Below are 19,998 nucleotides of genomic sequence, written 5' to 3' on the forward strand. Positions count from 1 at the left end.
ATCAATGCGGTACTCCGAACACCACACCTCACCCCACCACCAGCCCATACCTCCCGCCCCGTTCCTCCAGTTCAACCGCCGCGCCATAAATCTCACTCAGCGCGTCGCTGGTGAGCACATCCTTCTTTTCACCCTGGCTGTGGACTTGGCCATTTTTTAGCAAGAGGACGTGGGTGAGGCAGGGGAGGATTTCCTCCACATGGTGGGTGACCATGATGAGGGAGGGAGACTCGGGCCAGGTGGCGATCTCGGCCATCCAGGTGAGGAATTGCTCGCGGGCGACAGGGTCGAGGCCGGCGCAGGGCTCGTCCAGGATGAGGACGGTGAACTGGGCCATGAGGGCGCGGCAGATGAGGACTTTTTGCCGCTCGCCCTGGGAGAGGGTGCCCCAGAGGCTTTTGCGCAGGTGCTGGCTGCCGGTAGCCTTCAGCAGGGTGGCGGCCTGGCGCTGCCAGGCGGCGGGCGGATCTTGCCAGAGGTTCAGCTTGGCCTCCCGACCGCTGGCGATGACGTTGATGACGGGTTCCCCAGGCTCGATGAAGGTGGTGAGGGTGTTGGTGACAAGGCCGACGCGCTTGCGCACCTCGCGCCAGTCACTGTTGCCAAACTGGTCCTCGCCGATCTGGATATCGCCGCTGGTGGCGGGCTCGTACCCGGTGATGAGGTTGATGAGGGAGGTCTTGCCGCAGCCATTCGGCCCCAGGATGCACCAGTGCTGGCCCGCCTGGACCTCCCAGTCGATACCTTTGAGAATGCGGCGGCCACCACGGACGAAGGTGGCTTTTTGAACACGGAGGACGGAGGACATGCGTACAGGATGTAGCGCGACAATGGCGGGGCTGCAAAGCGCAACACAAGATTGAAGATGAAGCTCCCCAGGTGTAAGGTGGCACGCTGATTACGCGTATCCGTACTATTGTGCGGCCTACGCCCGTTCTTCATCGAATCCCCCTCAGATGACTTTTCAGAATCCTTTTTTCCTCCGGCTGATCGGCGGCAGTATTGCCGTCGCCGGATCTTTTGCGTCAGCTGCTGATACTTTTCCACCGGAGCAGATCGAGTTTTTCGAGAAGAACGTGCGGCCTGTGCTAGCGGAAAATTGCTACAGTTGCCACGGCGGGCACAAGCACGAAAACGGGCTGCGGCTGGACATGCGCAGCGCCGTCATACGCGGCAGTGATTACGGCAAAGTCGTGGAGCCCGGAAATCCGGGGGCGTCCAAATTGATCAAGGCCATCAACCATGTGGCGGGTGTAGAAGCAATGCCCAAGAAGGCCGACAAGCTGAAGGCTGAGGACATCGCCGCCCTGGAGAAATGGGTGCAAATGGGCCTGCCCTGGCCTGAGGAAAAGGTGCTGGCCGAAGGCCATGAAAAGGCTGACCCGATGAAGCATTGGGCCTTCCAACCAGTGAAAAAACCGGCAGGCACGGTGGACTCCATGGTGGGTGCAAAGCTGAAGGCAGCAGGGCTGGACTTTGCTCCCGCGGCGGATGCGGCCTCCCTCTGCCGTCGTATCCATGTGACGCTGACGGGTCTGCAACCTAGCTTTGAAGAGGTACAGGCTTTTGAGCAGGCAACGGCCAAGGATGCCAAGGCCGCGACGGATGCACTGGTGGATAAACTGCTGGCCTCCCCCGCCTATGGCGAGCGCTGGGGCCGTGTATGGCTGGATGTGGCACGCTATGCGGATACGGATGGCTATCAGGTGGCAGGAAAAAACACCCGCTACCCTTATGCCTATACTTACCGCGACTGGGTGGTGAAGGCGCTGAATGCGGACATGCCGTATGACCAGTTTTTGAAGTATCAGCTCGCTGCGGATAAGATGGTGCCTGCGGGCAGCAATGATCCGCATCTGGCCGCACTGGGGTACTTGAGCGTGGGGGACCGTTTCATCAGCAACAAGGACCTGCAAACGGATGACCGCATTGACGTGGTTTCACGCGGGATGCTGGGCCTGACGGTGGGTTGCGCCCGCTGCCATGATCACAAATTTGACCCCATCCCAGCGCGGGACTATTACGCCCTGTATTCCGTTTTCAACAGCAGCGAGATGCCGGAAGCGGATGCCTTCCCGGTCATCGGTAAGGCCGCCAAGGAGGAGGATGCGAAGGACTATGACGCCAAGGTGGCCGAGATCGCGAAGAAGGAATTCGACTTCAAAAAGAAGGTCTATGACGAGGTGCGCACTCCAGAGCGAGTGGCCGAATACCTAGCCTTTGCCCAGGAAGCAGCGACCATCAAGGATCGCAACACTTTGAAAGGCCGGGCTGGGGCGCTGAAGCTGCGCGATAAGGTGGCGGACCAATGGGGAGACTTCCTCAAACGCCATGCGCTAAAATCCAAACCCCATCCAGTAATGCTGGCCTGGAAGGAATTCGCATTCCTGCCTGCTGACCAGTTTGAAGCCAAGGCACCTGAAGTGGTGAAGGCGATGATCAAGCCCGGCAGCACCCTGAATGCGGTGGCGCGCAATGAGCTAGCGAAACGCCCTGCACCGAAAAAATTCGAAGAAGTGGCCGCCCTCTATGCGGACATTTTCAACACCTGCCTCGCAGGCAAAGAACCGGACAACGACGACTGGAAACAGGTGCGCGAAATTTTACAGGCCGCCCCCTGCCCGATGTCCGTGCCGGTGGAGCAGGCGAATCTTTTCTTCACCCGCAAAGACCTCACTCAAACCGTCAAAACGGCCAATGAAAGGGTGAAACTGGAAACAGAGCATCCGGGTGCACCGCCACGCGCCATGGTGATGCTGGACCGGGAAAAGCCGGCCGATGTGAGCATCTTCATCCGTGGCAATCCGAGCAGGCGCGGAGCAGTGGCCCCGCGCGGCTGGCTGACGATGTTTGGCGGCGAGAGTTTCAAAGAAGGCAGTGGCCGTCTGGAGCTCGCTGAAAAAATCGCTAGCAAGGACAATCCGCTGACGGCACGCGTGATCGTGAACCGTGTGTGGACTCAGCATTTTGGCAGACCTTTGGTTGGGCAGACGAGCGACTTCGGCGTGCAGACGGAGAAGCCACTGCAGCAGGATGTGCTGGACTATCTGGCCGCCACATTCATGGAGGATGGCTGGAGCCTGAAGAAGCTGCACCAGCGCATCCTCAACAGCCGGGCCTACCAGCAGACGGCGCTGAGCACTCCAGAAAAGAATCTGAAGGATGCGGACAATGACCTCATCAGCCGGCAAAACCGCCAGCGCCTGGACTATGAATCCATGCGGGATGCGATGCTGCAAGTGGCCGGGGATCTGGACCGCGCCCAGATGGGTGGCCGCGCTGTCCTCCTCAATGACAAGCTGGCCGACAGCCGCCGCAGTCTCTACCTGCTGGTGGACCGGTATGAGCAGGCGACAGTCCCTGCGATGTTTGACTTTGCCAATCCTGACAATCACAGCCCCATGCGTTACGTGACCACGGTGCCACAACAGGCGCTCTTCCTGATGAACAGCCCCTTCATGCAGCAGCGCTCCACCAAGCTGGCCGCAGAGACACCCGTGAAAGGCAGCACCATTGATTCCGAATCCATCCAGGCACTTTACCAGCGTGTACTGCTGCGGAAAGCTGGACCGGAGGAAGTGGAAATGGCACAGCGCTTTTGCAATGATGCGAAGGAACTGAGCACCCGCTCCGCCGCCTTTGTCTGGACATATGGCTCGGGCAAAGTGGAAAAAGACGCAGCCACCGGCAAGGTTTCCTTGGGAGGATTTGTGCCCTTTCCACACTTTGGCAAAGTGGGCCAGAGCACCTATCGCTGGACGCCAGACAAGGTGCATCCAAGCAAAGAATTTGGCCACCTGTACATCGGTGCTGGCAATGGCCATCCCGGCAAGGAAGTAGCCGTGGTCATGCAATGGAGCTCCCCTTTCGAGAAGGAAAAAATCTTCATCAGCGGTCTGCTCAAACGCTCCAGCCCCAAGGGTAACGGCGTGCGCGCCTGGATCATCTCCAACCGCGCGGGCAAGATCCGTGAAGAACTGATCAAACCTGCAAGCAACCTGGAACTCAATGCAGAAATCGAGGTCACTCAGGATGAAGTGCTGAGTTTCGTCGTGGAATCTGAAAACGGCAGCACAGACAGCGACAGCTTCTCCTGGGCGCCCAAGATCGAACGCAAAGATGCATCCGGTGTCTTGGCCCTGGTCACCAATGCAGAAACTGACTTTTGCGGCCCAGACCTCTGGCCTGTCAAACGCCCTAAACCCCAATCTGCGCTGGCGCAGCTCGCACAGGTGCTGATGATGTCCAACGAGTTCCAATTTGTGGACTAGCTCCGCATCCCCTTGAATCCCTGAACAACGAAACCTGGAGGCCCCCAATGTCCATCGCCCAAATTCGTGAACAGATTGACGCACTCAGTTATGAGGAGCGTGTGGAGCTGGCGGAATGGCTACACATCACGACGCCACTGGGGGATGATGAGGACGAGGAAGTCGCTCTTGCCGAAAAACGCTCTGAGGAGCTGAGGACAGGAAAAGCCAGACTGCTTACCGAGGAGGAATTTTGGGCCGGTGTGCAACTGGCCAAAAAGCAACGCAGGGCTTCATGAAAGTCGCCTATCACGCAGAGGCGCAGAACGACTTCAATGAGATCATGGCCACCTTGGAAGACATTTCAGAGCAGCATGCAGATCAATTTGAAAAAGAATTTCAACAGGAACTCAGCAAGGCGCAAAAAAACCCATTCCATTTCCACCGTTTAACCAACAGTTCAAATAAACGACGCGCTAACATCAAGCGATATCACCACCATTTCATTTATGAAGTGGATGAGATCGCGAACGAAATTCGTATCCTCATTATCAAACACGACCGTCGCCACCCCTCCTACGGCCTGAACCGCCGTTGGCCCGAAGTTTAAAACCGCCCCCGCCATGTCCCACCACGCCCCCAATCTCGAACATCACTTTCTTACGCGTAGGCAGCTTCTCAGCCGTCTCGGCATGGGCCTGGGCACGATGGCCCTGGGAGACCTCATGGGTGCCGGGAAAGCGGAAGCAGCGCTGAATGCCACCAATCCCTTTGGCGTACGGCAGTCGCACTTCAAACCCACGGCCAAGCGGGTGATCCATTTCTTCATGAACGGCGGGCCGTCCCAGGTGGACACCTTCGACCCGAAGCCGATGCTGGACAAATACGATGGTAAGGCGCTGCCAAACATCCTCAAGACGGAGCGGCCTACGGGCGCGGGGATGAAATCCCCATTCAAGTTTGAAAAATACGGACAGTGCGGACTGGAAGTCAGCGAGATCTTTTCCCGCACCGCCCAGTTTGCCGATGACCTCTGCGTGATCCGGTCTATGCAGGCGGATGTGCCTAACCATGAGCCTTCGCTAGGCCTCATGAACACGGGTGACGGCCGTCTCCAGCGCCCCAGCTTCGGCTCGTGGGTGACATACGGCCTGGGTTCGGAAAATGAAAACCTGCCCGGCTACATCTCCATGTGCCCGAAAGGCATGCCGACCCGCCGCACGAAGAACTGGCAGTCCGCCTTTCTGCCCAGCATCTACCAAGGCACGTACATCAACACCGAAAATACCGAAGTGGACAAGCTGGTGGAGTTCATCAAGAACACCTCCCTGGACATGAAGCAGCAGCGCCGCCAGCTAGACCTGCTCTATGAGATGAATCACAACCACCTCATCCAGCGCGACAAAGACCAGCAGCTTGATGCCCGTATCCAGAGCTATGAACTGGCCTACCGCATGCAGATGGAGGCGACCGATGCCTTCGACATCAGCAAGGAACCGGAGCACATCCGCAAAGCCTACGGTGAGAACAACTTTGGCCGACAGACCCTCATCGCCCGCCGTCTGCTGGAACGCGGAGTGCGTTTCATCCAACTCTGGACCGGAGCCGGACAGCCCTGGGACAGCCACGATGAAATCCTGGATCATGCACGCCTGGCCAAGGACGTGGATGGAGCCATCGCCGCTTTCATGGCAGACATGAAACAGCGCGGTCTTTTTGATGATACCCTCATGATCTGGGGTGGTGAATTCGGCCGCACACCTGCGGTGGAACTACCCACTCCAGGTGCTAACGCCGGCAAACAGCGCGGGCGTGACCACAATCACTACGGCTTCACCAACTGGCTGGCCGGTGGTGGTGTAAAAGGTGGTTATACCCACGGAGCCACGGATGAATTCGGCTTCGCCGCCGTGGAGAAGCCCGTGCATGTCCATGAACTGCATGCCACGCTGCTGCGTGCGCTGGGCTTTGATCATTCGAAATTCACCTTCAAATATGCCGGACTCGACTTCCGCCTCACTGGCGTTGAGGACTGCAAGATCGTGCCCGAACTGCTGGCCTAGTGGTCATAAGGGCCTTTATCGGCAAGTTTTATAAGCCCAGCATTTCCAGCATCTTCTGTTTGGGGATGGCTCCAGACTGCCGACCTACTTCGCGCCCATTCTTGAAGGCGATGAAGGTGGGGATGCTGCGAACGCCATGCTCAGCAGCCAGTGTCTTTTCTTCATCCACATCCAGGCGGATAACCTTGGCGCGACCAGCCACTTCTAGAGTCAGCGCCTCCACAACTGGAGCTACCGAGCGGCAAGGCCCGCACCAGTCTGCATAAAATTCCACCAGCACAGGTTCAGCGGAGGTATTGATGGCAAGTATAGCAGACGACCCTCCAGATGAGGTCATAGGAGACCCCATATCCATCATGATCCACGCAAACCAAGCCACCGCTGCGCAGGTGATCCAGATGCCGATGTTGGATGCTTTCATGGGTAAACCTCAGGTCAGCCGATGACAATGCCAACTGGTTTTCGCAGGTGGCCTCTACTCAGGTCATCATAGCGGGCTGACCTGTGCTCTCCAGAACGGCATGCCAGAGCTCGCTATGCGGATCCACCTTGCGGCGACCATGCGTAACCATATCCAGCGGCAGATGGACGAAAGCATTGTGCCAGCGGCCTACCAGCATGGAGGTTTTACCCGCCATCGCTGCATGCACGGCGGACTGGGCCAAGCGCGAGCAGTACACGTTGTCCTGCGGATTCGCAGGGACACTGCGGACGATGTAGCTGGGATCGATGTATTTGAGGTTCACCTCCATACGCCGGGCTTTGAAGAAGGCATTGATCTCGTCCTTGAGGTGCAAGCCGATGTCTCCATAGCGCTTATTTCCGCTGGCATCCGTCGCTCCGTTCTCGGAGAACAGTTCTTGACCGGCCCCTTCCGCCACGACGATCACAGCACTCCCACGTTTCGCGAGCCTATAGCGCAGGGCTTCCAATAATCCCGTCGTCCCCTCCATCGCGAAGCTGACTTCGGGAATAAGAACAAAGTCCACATTGCTGCCAGCCAGTGCTGCGTAACAGGCGATGAAACCGCTATCGCGCCCCATCAGTTTCAGCAAGCCGATGCCATTGACAGCACCGCAGGCCTCCGTGTAGGCGCACTTGACAGCATTGACAGCCTCAGCAAAAGCGGTTTCAAAACCGAAGCTCTTGTCCAGGTACATGATGTCATTGTCAATCGTCTTGGGGATGCCCACGACTGCTTTGCGAAGCCCGCGATTGGCGATCTCTTTGGCGATTTCCGATGCACCCCGCAGAGTGCCGTCACCACCGATGACAAAGAGAATGTCCACCGACATATCTTCGAGAGTATCCACCATGTCCCCAATCGGCTGCTGGCCTCTGGAACTCCCTAAAATGGTACCTCCGAAATTGTGAATCTGCGAGACGGATTCCGGTCTGAGCATGATAGGCGTATGGCCATAGCGCTGGACCAGACCTTCGTATCCATAGCGAAATCCATACACCCGGGTGATGCCATACTGCCGGTGGCACTGGTTCACAATGCCACGGATGATGTCATTGAGACCCGGACAGAGACCTCCACAGGTGACAATGCCGACCGTCGTACGCGCCGGATCGAAAAAGACCTTTTGGCGGGGGCCAGCTTCTTCAAAGCTCAGCGCACTGTTTTCCTCCGTCAGCCCCTGGACGGTATTGGTATACAAGATGCGGTCAGCCTCTGTCTTGAAAGGCACTTGAACACTGCCGATCTGATGCAGCGGTGAGGCAAACTGGCACGGACCTAAGGAGGAGATGTCAACATTCAGCATGGGACGGTCCATAAAGAGCATATCGGGTGCCATGCATGACGCGTGATGGCGATTTTATGCATCGGATGGGGCACACAGGTCAGGCTACCCCCAGATCACTCATGAGCTGGCCCACAAAAATGGCGCGCTCCTCCTCCGTCATCGTTCCTTCACGCCAGCAAAGGGTAAGGACCAGACGGCCATTCTTCTCATTGGTAAACACGCCTGTTCCAGGAGGGTCCGAAAAGCTCGGCACGTGATAGGCATTCATCACCTCTGCACCCGCGAAGTGGGTCAGTTCAGGTGCGAAGATGCCCGTATTGGAATGATAAAAGGAGCTGAACTTGCCCTTCATATGCCAGTTGATGAAATGCATGTGCAGGCTTGGCGGCATGGGGCGCATCATCCACATGAGGTCCCGGAAAGCATCGCCGATCTTCTCTTTGATGAAACGGGTATGCTGCTTGTGCAGAGAGCTGGCTGCGGCATCCAGCGTAGTCAGTTCATCCGCCAGCAGGTTGCAGAAGAACATGGTCAGATGATTCTGGAAAAGCGGGCCGCGTGTCCCCTTGCGTCGCACCTGGATGGGGATGCAGCACATCAGGGATTCAGGCTTCTGCCCCCGGTGGGTAAACACAGCCTGGTGTGCACGCATAGCACACGCGAGATGGAAGGGCATGTTGATTAGCGGGCCGGAGATCTCCGCACTTCGACGGGCGGCCTCGGCGCTTTGAGCCTCAGTAAGGGTGATGACCTGGAAGTGGGCGCGTCCAGAAGACAGCTTGGCGGAGCCTAGCGCTTCAAAAGGCTTATTCATCACCGAATCAAAAAAGGAGGGCATGACCTTCGCTGTCTTCCAGCGCTCACCCCAGCCACGCTGGTCCTTTAGATCTGTCAGATCAAAGCCCGGAACAGGCTCGCTTTTACCCCCCAGGAGACGGTTGATCTCCAGGAGAAAGAACTCCGCCCCGATGCCATCCATGATGAGATGGCTCCAGGAAAACACAAAGACACAAGAACCGTCCTCTTTCTCCACCAGATCGAATCGGACATTCATCCAGCCGTCATCATACTGGGGCAGGGATGTGTTAATGATGTCATCCAGCTTCGTTTGCAGATCACTGAATTTCTCCGCCCCGTGGGGCAGGAGCAGGCCCGTGGATTTTTCATCAGACCACAGTTTTAATTCCAGGGGCCGTGGATGGGTCGCAGGCACCCAGAGAGGCAGTGAAAAGAAGCCTGGTTTTTTTAACTGGGCCGTCAGAATGGGGAAAGCAAAGCGGTCCTGAAGACCGTCCAGCAGCGCCTTCAGTGCGGGCACGTCGGGAGAACGGTCCAACTCAATGAACGAACGGGCGATGTGCCCGCCCTGCCCGGCCTGCCGCAGCATTTCATCGAAAGCATGGGTGAAAAAGTCACAGTCCCTCAGGGGCAGGCGGTCGAATTTTTCCTCAGGTGCCACCACCACAGGGGCAGCTGGAAGACTCACTTCCGCCATGGCTGGAGGCGAATTTGGCTCCTCTGGGCCTCCTTCTGTGATGGCATACCCCTGCTGTACCAGCAGCGCGGCAATAGTCTGAGCACTCTTGAAATTCGCACGTGAAACGCTGCCCACCGGAATGGCCACAGAATAATGCTCCTCCAGCAGAAGCAGCAATTGCATGATGGCCATCGAATCCAGGCCGGCCTCAAAAAGATCAGAACTCACACCAAACCCCGGAGGTGTTTGAAGGACTTCGTCGCGGACGAGATCGAGCACACGCAGCTCGAGTTGGGACAGAGTAGGGGCGTCAGGCATTCTGGGAGGAAAACTTTACCGTACAAGCAGCAGGCACGGGGTCAAGAACTGCCGCAGTACTTCCCATCAATCTCTTTAGGATGCAGGGTGCACGGTCACACACTTCACACCTGCATCCGCTTCTTCCACCTCAAAACGTACAGGCAGAAATTTTTCGATCAGGGCCATGTTGGTACGCGAGTGATTGCTGATAGACAGAGTCGCAAACTTCCCCCCCCCAGCAAGGGCCATTGGCAGTAATAACTGATCCGCCAAATGCACCCCCACCGGAGCGGATGATGCCAAGTAACTGCGCAGCCCCTTGGCTGCCCCCGTAGCCACCGACTCAGAGGATTTCCCCACTTGAGCAATGCCCGTGCTGATTTCGCAAACGTTGGCGAAGCGAACTCCCAATAGCAGCGCATTGCCAGGACCCGTACTGTCATTGGCATATCGAAGCTCCATCCGGTCCTGTGGCCATTCAAGCAGCGCAGAAGCCGTAGCGATTTCACGCTCGGCAATCTCGCGGTGAAGATGGGCATGGATCACCCGACCAAAATTTTCCAAGAGTTCTCCACGCTCCAGCAGCTTCAGCTTCTGCAATTTCTTAATGGGCGAAACCACCGCCGTCAACACACCACCCCCCGCCTGCATGAAGCCATGTTTTTCCAAAGCCACACTGACCTTCACCCCCAGCCCGTGAAGCTGCGGCAGAAAACATTGCGCGATGAATTCAAATGGCGGCGCCATGGGATTATGCGTACCACCTTCGATACGCAGCGTGCTGGGACCATCGGTCATCAGAAGCGCTGGCAGCAATGTCTGGAATACCAGAGTCGTACTTCCCCCGCTACCGATGCTGAATGCATAGTCCCCTGCCCTGACCCGGGCTGGAGCAAAGACCAGTTCAACAGAACCTAACTCGGCCCCGTCCACCGCCGCATCACAGACCTCCGCCGCCGCCTTCACACAGGTCAGGTGCTGGCGCATCAGCCCTGGCTTCGGCCTCTTGCCGCGGATGTTCGTCATGCGAAACGGCTGCCCCGTCACCATCGACAGCGACAGCGCCGAACGCAGCAACTGACCACCGCCGGATTCACCGGAAATTTGGATCATCATTTGATACTCAAAGTAATAAATTTACCCGCCATGTAACATGGATAAGCTCGTTGGAAAAATGCGGGCGAGGATACTTCTCCTCGCCCTAACCCCTGGAATCAATCATCCGCCTCCGCCGCATCCTTGATCACAAAGCGCGCCTTCAGCTTGCACACCTGCTGGGCAAGACCGGCGGCCTCCACGCTACGGAGGACTTCTTTAAAGTCCTTGTAAGCGTTCGGTGCTTCATCAATCGGATACTGGCGTGAGTTGAAAAGGATGTCGTTAGACTCGAAATCCGCGTCCACCGTTTTCTGATCAAGCACTCGGGTCGCATGTTTGCGCCCCATGCAGCGACCAGCACCGTGATTCACGCTGTAGCAGCTTTTCACGGCCTCGGGTTTCGCCACCATCACCACCGATCCGTCGCGTGGATTTCCAGGCAGCAAAATCGGGTGACCAGTGGCGGCGAAGGGCGTGTCCTTGAGGGCATGATGTCCCCCAGGGAAGGCACGCGTCGCCCCCTTTCGATGCACCCAGGAGAGCTGGTTATCCACCACCTCCTGACGCGCAATGTTATGGCTGATGAAGTACACCAGTTGCCCAGTCGTCCCTGGCAGCACTTCCTGGAAAGCCTCCAGCACCAGCGCATTGATGAGCATGTGGTTCACTGTGGCGAAGTTCGCCCCCAGCGCCATATCATCCAGATACGCATCGGCCTCTGGCGTTCCCAGCGGTGCATAAACAAGCTGCTTGTCACCGGCCGGGAAATCCATCCCCCAGGTGCGGAAGAAACCTTCCAGCGCCTTAAACTGACGCTGCGCCAGGATGTTCCCAAACCCGCGCGATCCACAGTGGCTCAGGAAGGCCACGCGATCATCCTGCAGGCCAAAGACTTCCGCCGTGGCACGCATCGTTGGGTCCTGGTCAAGCTGCACCACCTCGCACTCACCGAAGTGGTTTCCACCCCCGTAAGAACCGAGCTGCATCATCTTGTTTTCGAAGTTCGGGAAGGCATTGAAGGCGCGCATCTTGTCCAGGCGCTCATGCAGGGTAGAAACGTTTCCGTCATGCCCATAGTGCTGGCTGTCTTCGCAACGCAGAGCCCATTCAGGCGGGATCCCCAGCGCCTCACACACCGCCTTGCTAGCCCCTTCCGTGCAAGCTTGCACCCCCAGGTCCGCTGACACACGACGGGACTTTTTAGCCTCGCGCTGCCCACGACCAGGCCCGGTTGGAGTACGCGCCACGATGGCCTCAATGAGACGGCGGCGCACCGTGCGGTCCACGATCTCATCCGCCGGGATGTTCATCTGTAACAGCGACATGGAGCACTTGATGTCCACCCCCACAGGTCCTGGATAAATATGCGTTGGCGATGCCATCACACACCCCACCGGAGCGCCGTAACCCGCATGGGCATCCGGATTCAGCACCAGATCAGTCACCCCTGGTGCCGAACGCGAATTCAACGCCTGGTCAATGCAGGTCTGGTCAAAGCCATTTCGAATAGCTTCGGTACCGATCACCGTGATCGGCTTGCCTTTGTTATCACGGGCAGGGAGAAAGGCTTCAGCCTCGTTGATGATGTGGAATGGGGAGGTCATGAGAGTTTGAGAAAAAAGGTGGGGCGACAAGGGTTTGATGAAACGTTGGCTCTGCTCTACCGGACTGAGCTACGGTCCCGTCGAAGGTGGGACCGGTGGGATTCGAACCCACGACAGGAGGATTTTTGAATCATGTAGTTCCATCGGGCATTCGCCCCGTTTGATTGAGATTGGATGAAAGTGAAATGGCGACAAGGGTTTTGAGAAACAGATGTGTCTACTGCTCTGCCACTGAGCCACCGACACTGTGAGTATCGGGCAGGAATCGAACCTGCGACCAATAGCTGACTGTAGTTCCTCAGGGCATTCGCCAGATTAAGAGGGTTATTGGGAAAGAAGTGGCGACAAGGGTGGAGAGACTTTCCGCATTGCTGCGGGCGGGTTTTAAATGCCGCTATTCCAGTGTAGTCCGCTCCGGCATTCGCCAGGATTTAATTGATGGGGTTGGGGGAAGGATTGGCGACAAGGGAGTCGAGAAACAAGTCTAATGCTCTACCGGGCTGAGCTACTGGCCCCCGTGAAAAAGCCAGGCAGGATTTGAACCTGCGTCCTATAGGTTAATGTAGTTCCTCAGGGCATTCGCCAAAATTTGTTAGAAAGGATTTGAAGTGGAGGCGGGTGACAAGAGTTGAGCGACGTTTTTTCGCAAAAAATGTAGTCATCTCAGGCATTCACCAGCCTCCAAGGTTTTCAAAGGGCTGTGTTTTCGATCTCACCGACCCAGTGGTCCGGGCCAAGCTGGCCGCTGGCAAAGGAGGCGATGACTTCAAACACCTGATCAGAGAAACCTCCGATATTCAGGATGTCTTCGCGTTCCTGCGCCTGCGTCGTTGCATAGGGCTGGATGTCCAGGCACACCAGACGGGCATTGGGATTGCGTTGCTTGAACACATTCCACTCGCTCATCGTGCGTGTAGGCGATCCACCAAACCGGCCATGGATTGAGGTATCCATCCAGGACTCGTTATCGGAGACATAGATGACCAGATCGGCCTTGGCCTTGCGGGCATTGAGGTCAATGAGCACGGCGCTGCAATTGGTCCCGCCAGCGGGCAGCGAGGCCAGCTTTTGGGCATTCGTCATCACCGAATCACGAGGATTCAAAGACACCGGCACCACGTTGTTTTCAAAGGGAAGCACCTCGGCATCACGGTTCTGGCGAAGGAAGGCGGCAGCCACCAGGGCGGCCACATCAATGCAGCGGATTTTGCTCGTGGCACCTTTGCGCACGCCGGTCACCGCAGAGTGCATGGAACCGGAAACGTCAGGTGCCACAACCACTTTTCCGCTCACGACAGGCACATTGGAAACTGCGATTTCCATGGCGTCCTGCAGCGCTTCCTTCACTTCATGCGGCACTTCGGCACCGACATTGAAATAGGCAGCCATGAGCTGGTAAGGGAAGACACGGGCACGACGCACCTGGTCCTCGCTGCGCAGACGGCTGGCGATGAGACGGGTCACGTCCGAATGAGTGAACACACCATGACGGGCAAAGGTATTCAGGTTCATCCGGGTGGTCTGCCATGTGGCACGGCGGGCGATGGCCAGCCATTGCTCCGTGGTCAGCGGCAGCGCAGTGAGCATCTGAAAGGGCACATCCGGAGGCTCCCCCTGGGGGTCCAGCTTCCAGGCTTCAAACTCGCGCACCAGTGGTGGCAGAGCCTCCGCCTGGTGAGCACGGCCGATAAGGTAACCATACAGCGCCTCACGGGAAGGCGATCCAGGATGCGGGTGCACCATCTTGATGATGTCCGCCATGGAGGGAGACTGCCCCACATCCGCACGGAACACGGCTTCATCAGAACGGTTCTCAAACCACTTGCGCACCAGACGCTTCGGCAGCGATCCCAGGGACTTCCGCCCGGTCACACCGGAGCGCAGGATCTGGACAAAGTTGCGCAGCATCTTCGCATCGTTGATCACGCGGCTAAAGATAAGCTCCAGGCGCTCCGCATCTCGGGCGGCCAGCACGGCGCATAGCAGCGCTGGCACATCCTTCATGAAGCCCTTTTCACGGCAGTGAATGGCGGTCCGGGCGATGAAGTCCGTCGGCACCTTTTCGCACAGGGCCAGGATCTTCTGAAGCTGGTCCTCAGCGGTGGCATAGTAAGTGTGGTTCAGGCATCCCGTGGCCGCATACTGGGCCAGAGCATGACGCGGGGTCATCTGGTAAGCCAGACCGCCGGCTTCGTTGCGGGTATCCGCCTTGGGGGCGAGGGCTCCGGCGATGGATTGGAAGAGTGTTTTGCTGGCCATGATGTTTTTTCAGGTTGTTGCGTTGTGCCAATCAGTAATGCCAGCTTCGTGCCAACTCTTGGCACACCAGGGACGAATGGCGCTGGAAGCCTTATAGAATAAGGGAAAGAAAATTTACAGCAGCCTCGCCATCCAATTCCCAACCCATTGTTTTATCCATTTTTTATTATCCCAATTAATACGCATTTATCTTTTTGGATATTATTGTATAAAGAGATGAGCGACCGCAGGCGTCCGCGCTTCTCTTTATGAAATCCACCGTCGTTTTTGGCTTCCTGGGCACCTCTCTGGACCGCGCACAAGGCGCTGACCGCTGGTCGCGCTGGCGGCCCACGGTCTCCATGTGTCAGCAGGAGGATCTGCTCATCTCCCGGCTGGAGCTGCTGGTGGAGCCTAAGTTCGCGGCTCTGGCTCAGCAGGTAGCGGCGGACATCCGGCAGGTATCGCCGGAAACCACGGTCGTGATGAATGAACTCTGCTTTGCAGACCCATGGGATTTCCAGCTCGTGTATGAAGGGCTTTACGACTTCATAACCAATTATGCGTTCAAGACGGAAAAGGAGGATTATCTCATCCACCTGACCACGGGTACGCATGTGGCGCAGATCTGCTGGTTCCTGTTAAACGAGGCCAATTTCATCCCCGCACGCCTGCTCCAAACCTCCCCTTCCCGCGTCAACGGACGTGATACCAACTCGTCTGGCCGTTATGAGATCATTGACTTGGACCTTTCCAAATATGACCGCCTGGCCACACGCTTCGCCCAGGAGCAGGAGAAGACTCTCGATTTCCTCAAAAGCGGCATCGCCACGAAGAGCAAGGCCTTTAACATGCTCATCGGCCAGATCGAACTGGTGGCGGTGAATTCCAAAGCACCCATGCTCATCATGGGCCCCACTGGCGCAGGCAAGTCCCTACTGACCTCGCGCATCTATGACCTGCGCTGCAGCCGCGCTGGCCTAACAGGAAGGTTTGTCGAAGTGAACTGCGCCACCCTGCGCGGCGACCAGGCCATGAGCGCCCTTTTTGGCCATCGGCGCGGTGCTTTCACCGGCGCGCAAGCTGACCGCCCAGGCTTGCTCAAAGAGGCGGACAAAGGCCTCATCTTCCTGGATGAAATCGGCGAACTCGGCCTGGATGAACAAGCCATGCTGCTACGCGCTCTCGAGGACAAAACCTTCCTGCCTCTAGGCTCGGACAAAGCAGTCTCCAGTGACTTCCAACTCATCGCCGGCACCAACCGCGACCTCCGTGCGGAAGTGGCCGCAGGCAAATTTCGTGATGATCTGTTGGCGCGTATCAATCTGTGGACCTTCACCTTACCCAGCCTGGCAGAGCGGCGCGAAGATCTGAGCGCGAACCTGGACTTCGAACTGGAACGTTATGCCAAATCTCACCGCCGCCAAGTGCGCTTCAACAAAGAAGCCCGTGAAGCCTTCCTGAAATTCGCCCGCAGTCCCGAAGCCACCTGGAGCGCGAATTTTCGCGATCTCAATGCCGCCGTGACCCGCATGGCCACACTAGCCCCCAAAGGCCGCATCACCGTTGAATGCGTGGATCAAGAAAAAGCCCGCCTGATGCAGGGCTGGGGCGACGGCACAGGAAAGAGAAAGCAGTTGGAAACCTCTTTCTGCGGCCTGGACATCTCCAAGCTTGATCCCTTTGACCAGGTGCAACTGGAGTATGTGCTGGGCGTCTGTCGTGAAAGCAAAACCATGTCCGACGCCGGACGGAAACTCTTCTCCATCTCCCGCCTCAGCAAGACCAAATCCAACGATGCCGACCGCCTGAAAAAGTACCTGGCCCGGTTCGAACTCACCTGGGATAAAATATCTGGGGCGTGAGACCTGAGTATCGAGCATGGGGCACAGGCGTCCCGCCTGTGGATATTTTCCGATGTGTCTCCATTTAGCGCGCCTCCAAGGCATCCGCCACGGCAGGCTCGAGCTCCCTGGAGCCATCACCCCCCAGTTTTTCATCCAGGGCTTCGAGGCGGTGGATCAAATCAGCAATGTGCTTGCGCGGATACATGCCCCCCGCAGGCTGGCAAAAGTGCGTGCGGCAGCCAAAGGGACGGTGCATATAAATGGTGCACCTCCCGTCTTTGCCCAGCAGCGGGCAGGCTCCCTCAGGATGAGACTTGATGACCTTGCGGCCACTCGCACGCACCCCCTGGGCAGCATAAACAGCCTCACCCAAGGTGAGAAATGGCGTCTTTCCTGTGAGCCTGAAATGGCAGCATTGCGTGCGCATCTGGCAGTCCCGATCAAGCGGACGCTTTTCCAGCTCCGCATACACGGCTTTCACCTCATCCAAGGTGGCGCGGAGCGCGGGATCAGGCTGCTTTCTGGCCACAGCAGTTACTCCGGCACAATGATCTGGTCATCCGGCTGCACAGCCACATCCACCGCAGGATTGCCGATTCCGGTCGAGAGATTATGAATCGTCGGCGGACGGCCACCACGCAGCAGCTTCACTTTTCTCATGCTGCCGAAGGGTGTCGGGCCACCTGCGGACATGATGGCGCGGGAAAGCGTCATCCCTTGCTGATAAGGAACCCCACCAGGCTTGTTCACGCCCGTGACTGTCACCTGCCGCATCGTCGCATCCCCCACGCTGTCGATGGAGACCAACACGTTCGGACGCGTATAAATTTCCCGGCTGATGTAAGTCTGCTCAATGCTGCGCTGAAGAGCCGAAGGTTTCAGGCCATTGGCACGCACCTCACCAATGTGCAGGAGGTTGATGGTCCCATTATCACTCACCGTATAGACACCGCGGATCTGCGACACTTCATTGTCAGGAATAGCCCCCACGGAAATAGTGATGCGGTCTCCTGCACGCAACGGCAGTTCACCGCTTTGAGCATAGGCCTCAGGCATCAAAAGAGCTGCCACAGCCAGGATCAGTAAGAACGTTTTCATGACGACAATAAACACGAGTTAGAACAAATCTCCACGGGAACCGTTCGATGGGGCTGAGACGGCCTTGGCAACTTGGCCGGGCGCGACCTGCTTTTTACGTTTCTCCGGCTTGTGCCCAGCCGGAGCGGCCGTGTTGTTAGGCGAGTAGTAGGTGTAGTAACTGGTGTAATACTGGTACTGGGAATCGCTCCGCAGATCCACATTGTTCAGTACCACGCCGAGGACGGTCCCGCCCACGTTTTCCACAGTCTGCTTCACCCGCAGGAGCATGTGACGCGGTAGCTTGCGATGCTGCACCACGATGAGAGTCAGATCCGCTTCATTGGCCAGCACCGAGGCATCGCTCACGCCAAGAATGGGTGGAGAATCAATAAGAACCAGATCGAAACGGCTCTTCGCATCGGCGATCAGCTCTGACATGCGCTGGGAGTTCAGCACGCCGGCACTGTCCGCTGGTAGCATGCCGCTAGGCAGAAAGTATAAATTCTCCACGGGTGTCCGCACCACCACTTCCTCCAGTTGCACATTCGTGGTCAGATAATTGGTCAGACCCACTGCATTGCTCACATCGAAAAGCGTGTGCATGCGCGGACGGCGCAGGTCAGCATCGATTAACAGCACACTGTATCCCCCTTGAGCACAGACAAAGGCCAGATTGCAAAGCGTGGTGGACTTCCCTTCCCCGGCACCACCGCTAGTTACAGTGATGCAATTGGCATCAGGATTACGGCGGTTAAACTCAATGTTAGTCCGCAGGATGCGGTAAGCTTCCGCATCGGGATTGAATCCACTGGCACGATGCAAAACGGCGACATCTTTCGGGATGACCGCCAGCACCGGCACGCCCAGGAATTTTTCCACATCATCCAGACTCTTCACGGAAGTGTCCATGTATTCCAAAAAGAAGGCCAGCCCGATTCCCAGCATGAGCCCCAGCACGCCGCCCAGGACAAGATTAAGCGCGACATTGGGCTTGGCAGGCTTCCCTTCAGGAGTCGCGATGGCATAGATCGTGGCCGGGGATTTCACCAGTTCCAGCCCTGCCTTCGTTTCGAAGTAGCTGGACTTCAATTGCAGCAGCAGATTCTCAATGTAAGCCACATCATCCACCGCCGTTTTATAATCGGTCTGGGCAGACTGCTGGTCGAACATCTCCTTCTCCGCATCCTCGTTGGAGCTTTGAAGGGCCGTATGCCGCTTGATGGCAAATTCTAGCCGGGTCTGTAGAGCCGCTACGTGAGACTTCACGGCATCAAGAATAAGCTGCTTGGACAGGATGATCTGGCTATCCACGCCGATCACCTCCGGATGCTTCCTGCCACGTCCCGCATTCACCAAACCTTCTCTCGTGACCTGTAGCTTATTCAAGTCCGCCATCATGCCAGTGACGTTGGTATTCTCCAGCTTCAAGCCAGAGGCACGTGAAACCAGTTCATCCCCTTCCAGCTTGCTCAGTTCATCGATTTCTGCCCGCAGCGACTGCACCTCCAGGTCCGCTTGCAGCAGGGCCTGCTCACGGCTCATGACCATGGATTCTTCTTTCGTCCTCAAGGTGGAACCAGGAGCCGTGGAATTGGAACCGTTGGAAAACCATTCACCTACAATCCCCCCCTTTTTCCGCGCTTCCTGCATCTTCAACCGCGCTTGATCGCGGAGCTGTTCTTGCTCAGAAATCTGCTGGCCCAGCATGGTCAGCGCATCCTGCTTTTGCTTGGATTCCACTTCCACACGGCGGGTCATATAACTCTGAGCCACCGCATTCGCGATCTCCGCCGCTGCCCCAGGTTCCTGATCGTAAAATTCAATCGTGACAAAGTCCGAACGCACACTGGACTGTGTATCCAGGTTTCCCCTCAGTTTGGCCAGGGCAGCTTGGCGGTTCGGCATCGACCAGCGTTTTTGCAGGTCCAGTTTGTCCACCACCGGATAGAGAGTTTCCGGTTTCGTGATGCTCTCAAATTCATTTTTGATGACCACGTCACTGGGTGCCATGAAGTCATCCGTACTGCGCTGAAAGACCTGCACTTTGTTTTGCATGCGCTCGATCTTCATCTCCACCAAGCCCCGATACTTCCTGGGCATGATGTAAGTGATGATGGCCGCGGTCGCAAAGACCAGGAGAAAAGAGAGGATGATCAGCCCAAAGCGATTGCGAATGACCTGCCAGGAATCAATGGCTTGCTGCTGGAGCTCGTTGCCGGTGTCACGCATAGCAATATTGATTATCTGGAAAAGTTAGGCAATCGTCAGCTTATCAACTCGCCAGTGGCGG

The 19,998-nt window shown here is 57.0% G+C and carries 15 protein-coding genes; 5 read left to right on the forward strand and 10 right to left on the reverse strand.

Annotation, left to right across the window (positions count from 1 at the left end; translation table 11 throughout):
- Positions 1 to 28 precede the first annotated feature (28 nt).
- On the reverse strand, positions 29 to 808 hold the full coding sequence (locus EI77_RS03645) for an ABC transporter ATP-binding protein (RefSeq protein WP_133793385.1): 780 nt from the start codon (positions 806 to 808) through the stop codon (positions 29 to 31).
- 148 nt (positions 809 to 956) lie between these two features.
- Here EI77_RS03645 and EI77_RS03650 point away from each other — a divergent pair, with 148 nt between their 5' ends.
- From EI77_RS03650 to EI77_RS03665, 4 genes are read left to right on the forward strand one after another with little or no spacing between them, the layout of a single operon-like run.
- A complete protein-coding gene (locus EI77_RS03650) occupies positions 957 to 4,271 on the forward strand; it encodes a PSD1 and planctomycete cytochrome C domain-containing protein (RefSeq protein ID WP_133793386.1) in 3,315 nt (1,104 codons plus the stop codon).
- 47 nt (positions 4,272 to 4,318) lie between these two features.
- Positions 4,319 to 4,549, forward strand: coding sequence for a hypothetical protein (locus EI77_RS03655; RefSeq protein ID WP_133793387.1), 231 nt, complete (start codon positions 4,319 to 4,321; stop codon positions 4,547 to 4,549).
- Entirely contained in the window at positions 4,546 to 4,860 is a 315-nt protein-coding gene (locus tag EI77_RS03660) for a type II toxin-antitoxin system RelE/ParE family toxin (RefSeq protein WP_133793388.1), read from the forward strand. Before EI77_RS03655 ends, EI77_RS03660 begins: the two co-directional genes overlap by 4 nt.
- 13 nt (positions 4,861 to 4,873) lie before the next feature.
- Entirely contained in the window at positions 4,874 to 6,313 is a 1,440-nt protein-coding gene (locus tag EI77_RS03665) for a DUF1501 domain-containing protein (RefSeq protein ID WP_133793389.1), read from the forward strand.
- A 28-nt stretch (positions 6,314 to 6,341) separates the two neighbouring features.
- Here EI77_RS03665 and trxA read toward each other — a convergent pair whose 3' ends face one another.
- From trxA to EI77_RS03695, 6 genes are all read right to left on the reverse strand, one after another.
- A complete protein-coding gene (trxA, locus tag EI77_RS03670; RefSeq protein ID WP_208300255.1) occupies positions 6,342 to 6,734 on the reverse strand; it encodes a thioredoxin in 393 nt (130 codons plus the stop codon).
- 58 nt (positions 6,735 to 6,792) lie between these two features.
- Positions 6,793 to 8,115 carry an ATP-dependent 6-phosphofructokinase gene (locus tag EI77_RS03675; RefSeq protein WP_243838654.1) on the reverse strand — a complete coding sequence of 441 codons (1,323 nt, stop codon included), beginning with the start codon at positions 8,113 to 8,115 and terminating at the stop codon, positions 6,793 to 6,795.
- Between the two features lie 46 nt (positions 8,116 to 8,161).
- Positions 8,162 to 9,859 carry an acyl carrier protein gene (locus EI77_RS03680; protein WP_133793390.1) on the reverse strand — a complete coding sequence of 566 codons (1,698 nt, stop codon included), beginning with the start codon at positions 9,857 to 9,859 and terminating at the stop codon, positions 8,162 to 8,164.
- A gap of 75 nt (positions 9,860 to 9,934) precedes the next feature.
- Positions 9,935 to 10,957: an RNA 3'-terminal phosphate cyclase gene (rtcA, locus tag EI77_RS03685; protein ID WP_133793391.1), complete on the reverse strand. Its 1,023-nt coding sequence runs from the start codon at positions 10,955 to 10,957 to the stop codon at positions 9,935 to 9,937.
- Between the two features lie 98 nt (positions 10,958 to 11,055).
- Positions 11,056 to 12,543, reverse strand: a complete 1,488-nt coding sequence (locus EI77_RS03690; protein ID WP_133793392.1) for an RtcB family protein — start codon at positions 12,541 to 12,543, stop codon at positions 11,056 to 11,058.
- A gap of 690 nt (positions 12,544 to 13,233) precedes the next feature.
- A complete protein-coding gene (locus EI77_RS03695; RefSeq protein WP_133793393.1) occupies positions 13,234 to 14,802 on the reverse strand; it encodes a vWA domain-containing protein in 1,569 nt (522 codons plus the stop codon).
- 248 nt (positions 14,803 to 15,050) lie between these two features.
- On the opposite strand from EI77_RS03695, the gene rtcR reads away from it, so the two are divergent.
- Positions 15,051 to 16,646, forward strand: a complete 1,596-nt coding sequence (gene rtcR / locus EI77_RS03700; RefSeq protein WP_133793394.1) for an RNA repair transcriptional activator RtcR — start codon at positions 15,051 to 15,053, stop codon at positions 16,644 to 16,646.
- Between the two features lie 64 nt (positions 16,647 to 16,710).
- On the opposite strand, the gene EI77_RS03705 is transcribed toward rtcR, so the two are convergent.
- From EI77_RS03705 to EI77_RS03715, 3 genes are read right to left on the reverse strand one after another with little or no spacing between them, the layout of a single operon-like run.
- Positions 16,711 to 17,157, reverse strand: coding sequence for a YkgJ family cysteine cluster protein (locus tag EI77_RS03705; RefSeq protein WP_243838655.1), 447 nt, complete (start codon positions 17,155 to 17,157; stop codon positions 16,711 to 16,713).
- Between the two features lie 5 nt (positions 17,158 to 17,162).
- The gene (locus EI77_RS03710; protein ID WP_133793395.1) at positions 17,163 to 17,726 is read right to left on the reverse strand and encodes a polysaccharide biosynthesis/export family protein; all 564 of its coding nucleotides are present in this window, start codon (positions 17,724 to 17,726) and stop codon (positions 17,163 to 17,165) included.
- Positions 17,727 to 17,744: 18 nt separating this feature from the next.
- Positions 17,745 to 19,937 carry an exopolysaccharide transport family protein gene (locus tag EI77_RS03715; protein WP_133793396.1) on the reverse strand — a complete coding sequence of 731 codons (2,193 nt, stop codon included), beginning with the start codon at positions 19,935 to 19,937 and terminating at the stop codon, positions 17,745 to 17,747.
- Positions 19,938 to 19,998 lie beyond the last annotated feature (61 nt).

This window comes from Prosthecobacter fusiformis, assembly GCF_004364345.1.
Lineage (GTDB): Bacteria > Verrucomicrobiota > Verrucomicrobiia > Verrucomicrobiales > Verrucomicrobiaceae > Prosthecobacter > Prosthecobacter fusiformis.

Excerpts from the sequence above, each read along its gene's own strand:
- EI77_RS03710 (WP_133793395.1), bottom strand. The coding sequence starts at position 17,726 with ATGAAAACGTTCTTACTGATCCTGGCTGTGGCAGCTCTTTTGATGCCT.
- EI77_RS03655 (WP_133793387.1), top strand. The coding sequence starts at position 4,319 with ATGTCCATCGCCCAAATTCGTGAACAGATTGACGCACTCAGTTATGAG.
- EI77_RS03695 (WP_133793393.1), bottom strand. The coding sequence starts at position 14,802 with ATGGCCAGCAAAACACTCTTCCAATCCATCGCCGGAGCCCTCGCCCCC.
- EI77_RS03650 (WP_133793386.1), top strand. The coding sequence starts at position 957 with ATGACTTTTCAGAATCCTTTTTTCCTCCGGCTGATCGGCGGCAGTATT.
- rtcR (WP_133793394.1), top strand. The coding sequence starts at position 15,051 with ATGAAATCCACCGTCGTTTTTGGCTTCCTGGGCACCTCTCTGGACCGC.
- EI77_RS03660 (WP_133793388.1), top strand. The coding sequence starts at position 4,546 with ATGAAAGTCGCCTATCACGCAGAGGCGCAGAACGACTTCAATGAGATC.
- EI77_RS03675 (WP_243838654.1), bottom strand. The coding sequence starts at position 8,115 with ATGGCACCCGATATGCTCTTTATGGACCGTCCCATGCTGAATGTTGAC.
- EI77_RS03715 (WP_133793396.1), bottom strand. The coding sequence starts at position 19,937 with ATGCGTGACACCGGCAACGAGCTCCAGCAGCAAGCCATTGATTCCTGG.
- EI77_RS03645 (WP_133793385.1), bottom strand. The coding sequence starts at position 808 with ATGTCCTCCGTCCTCCGTGTTCAAAAAGCCACCTTCGTCCGTGGTGGC.
- EI77_RS03665 (WP_133793389.1), top strand. The coding sequence starts at position 4,874 with ATGTCCCACCACGCCCCCAATCTCGAACATCACTTTCTTACGCGTAGG.
- EI77_RS03680 (WP_133793390.1), bottom strand. The coding sequence starts at position 9,859 with ATGCCTGACGCCCCTACTCTGTCCCAACTCGAGCTGCGTGTGCTCGAT.
- trxA (WP_208300255.1), bottom strand. The coding sequence starts at position 6,734 with ATGAAAGCATCCAACATCGGCATCTGGATCACCTGCGCAGCGGTGGCT.
- EI77_RS03690 (WP_133793392.1), bottom strand. The coding sequence starts at position 12,543 with ATGACCTCCCCATTCCACATCATCAACGAGGCTGAAGCCTTTCTCCCT.
- rtcA (WP_133793391.1), bottom strand. The coding sequence starts at position 10,957 with ATGATGATCCAAATTTCCGGTGAATCCGGCGGTGGTCAGTTGCTGCGT.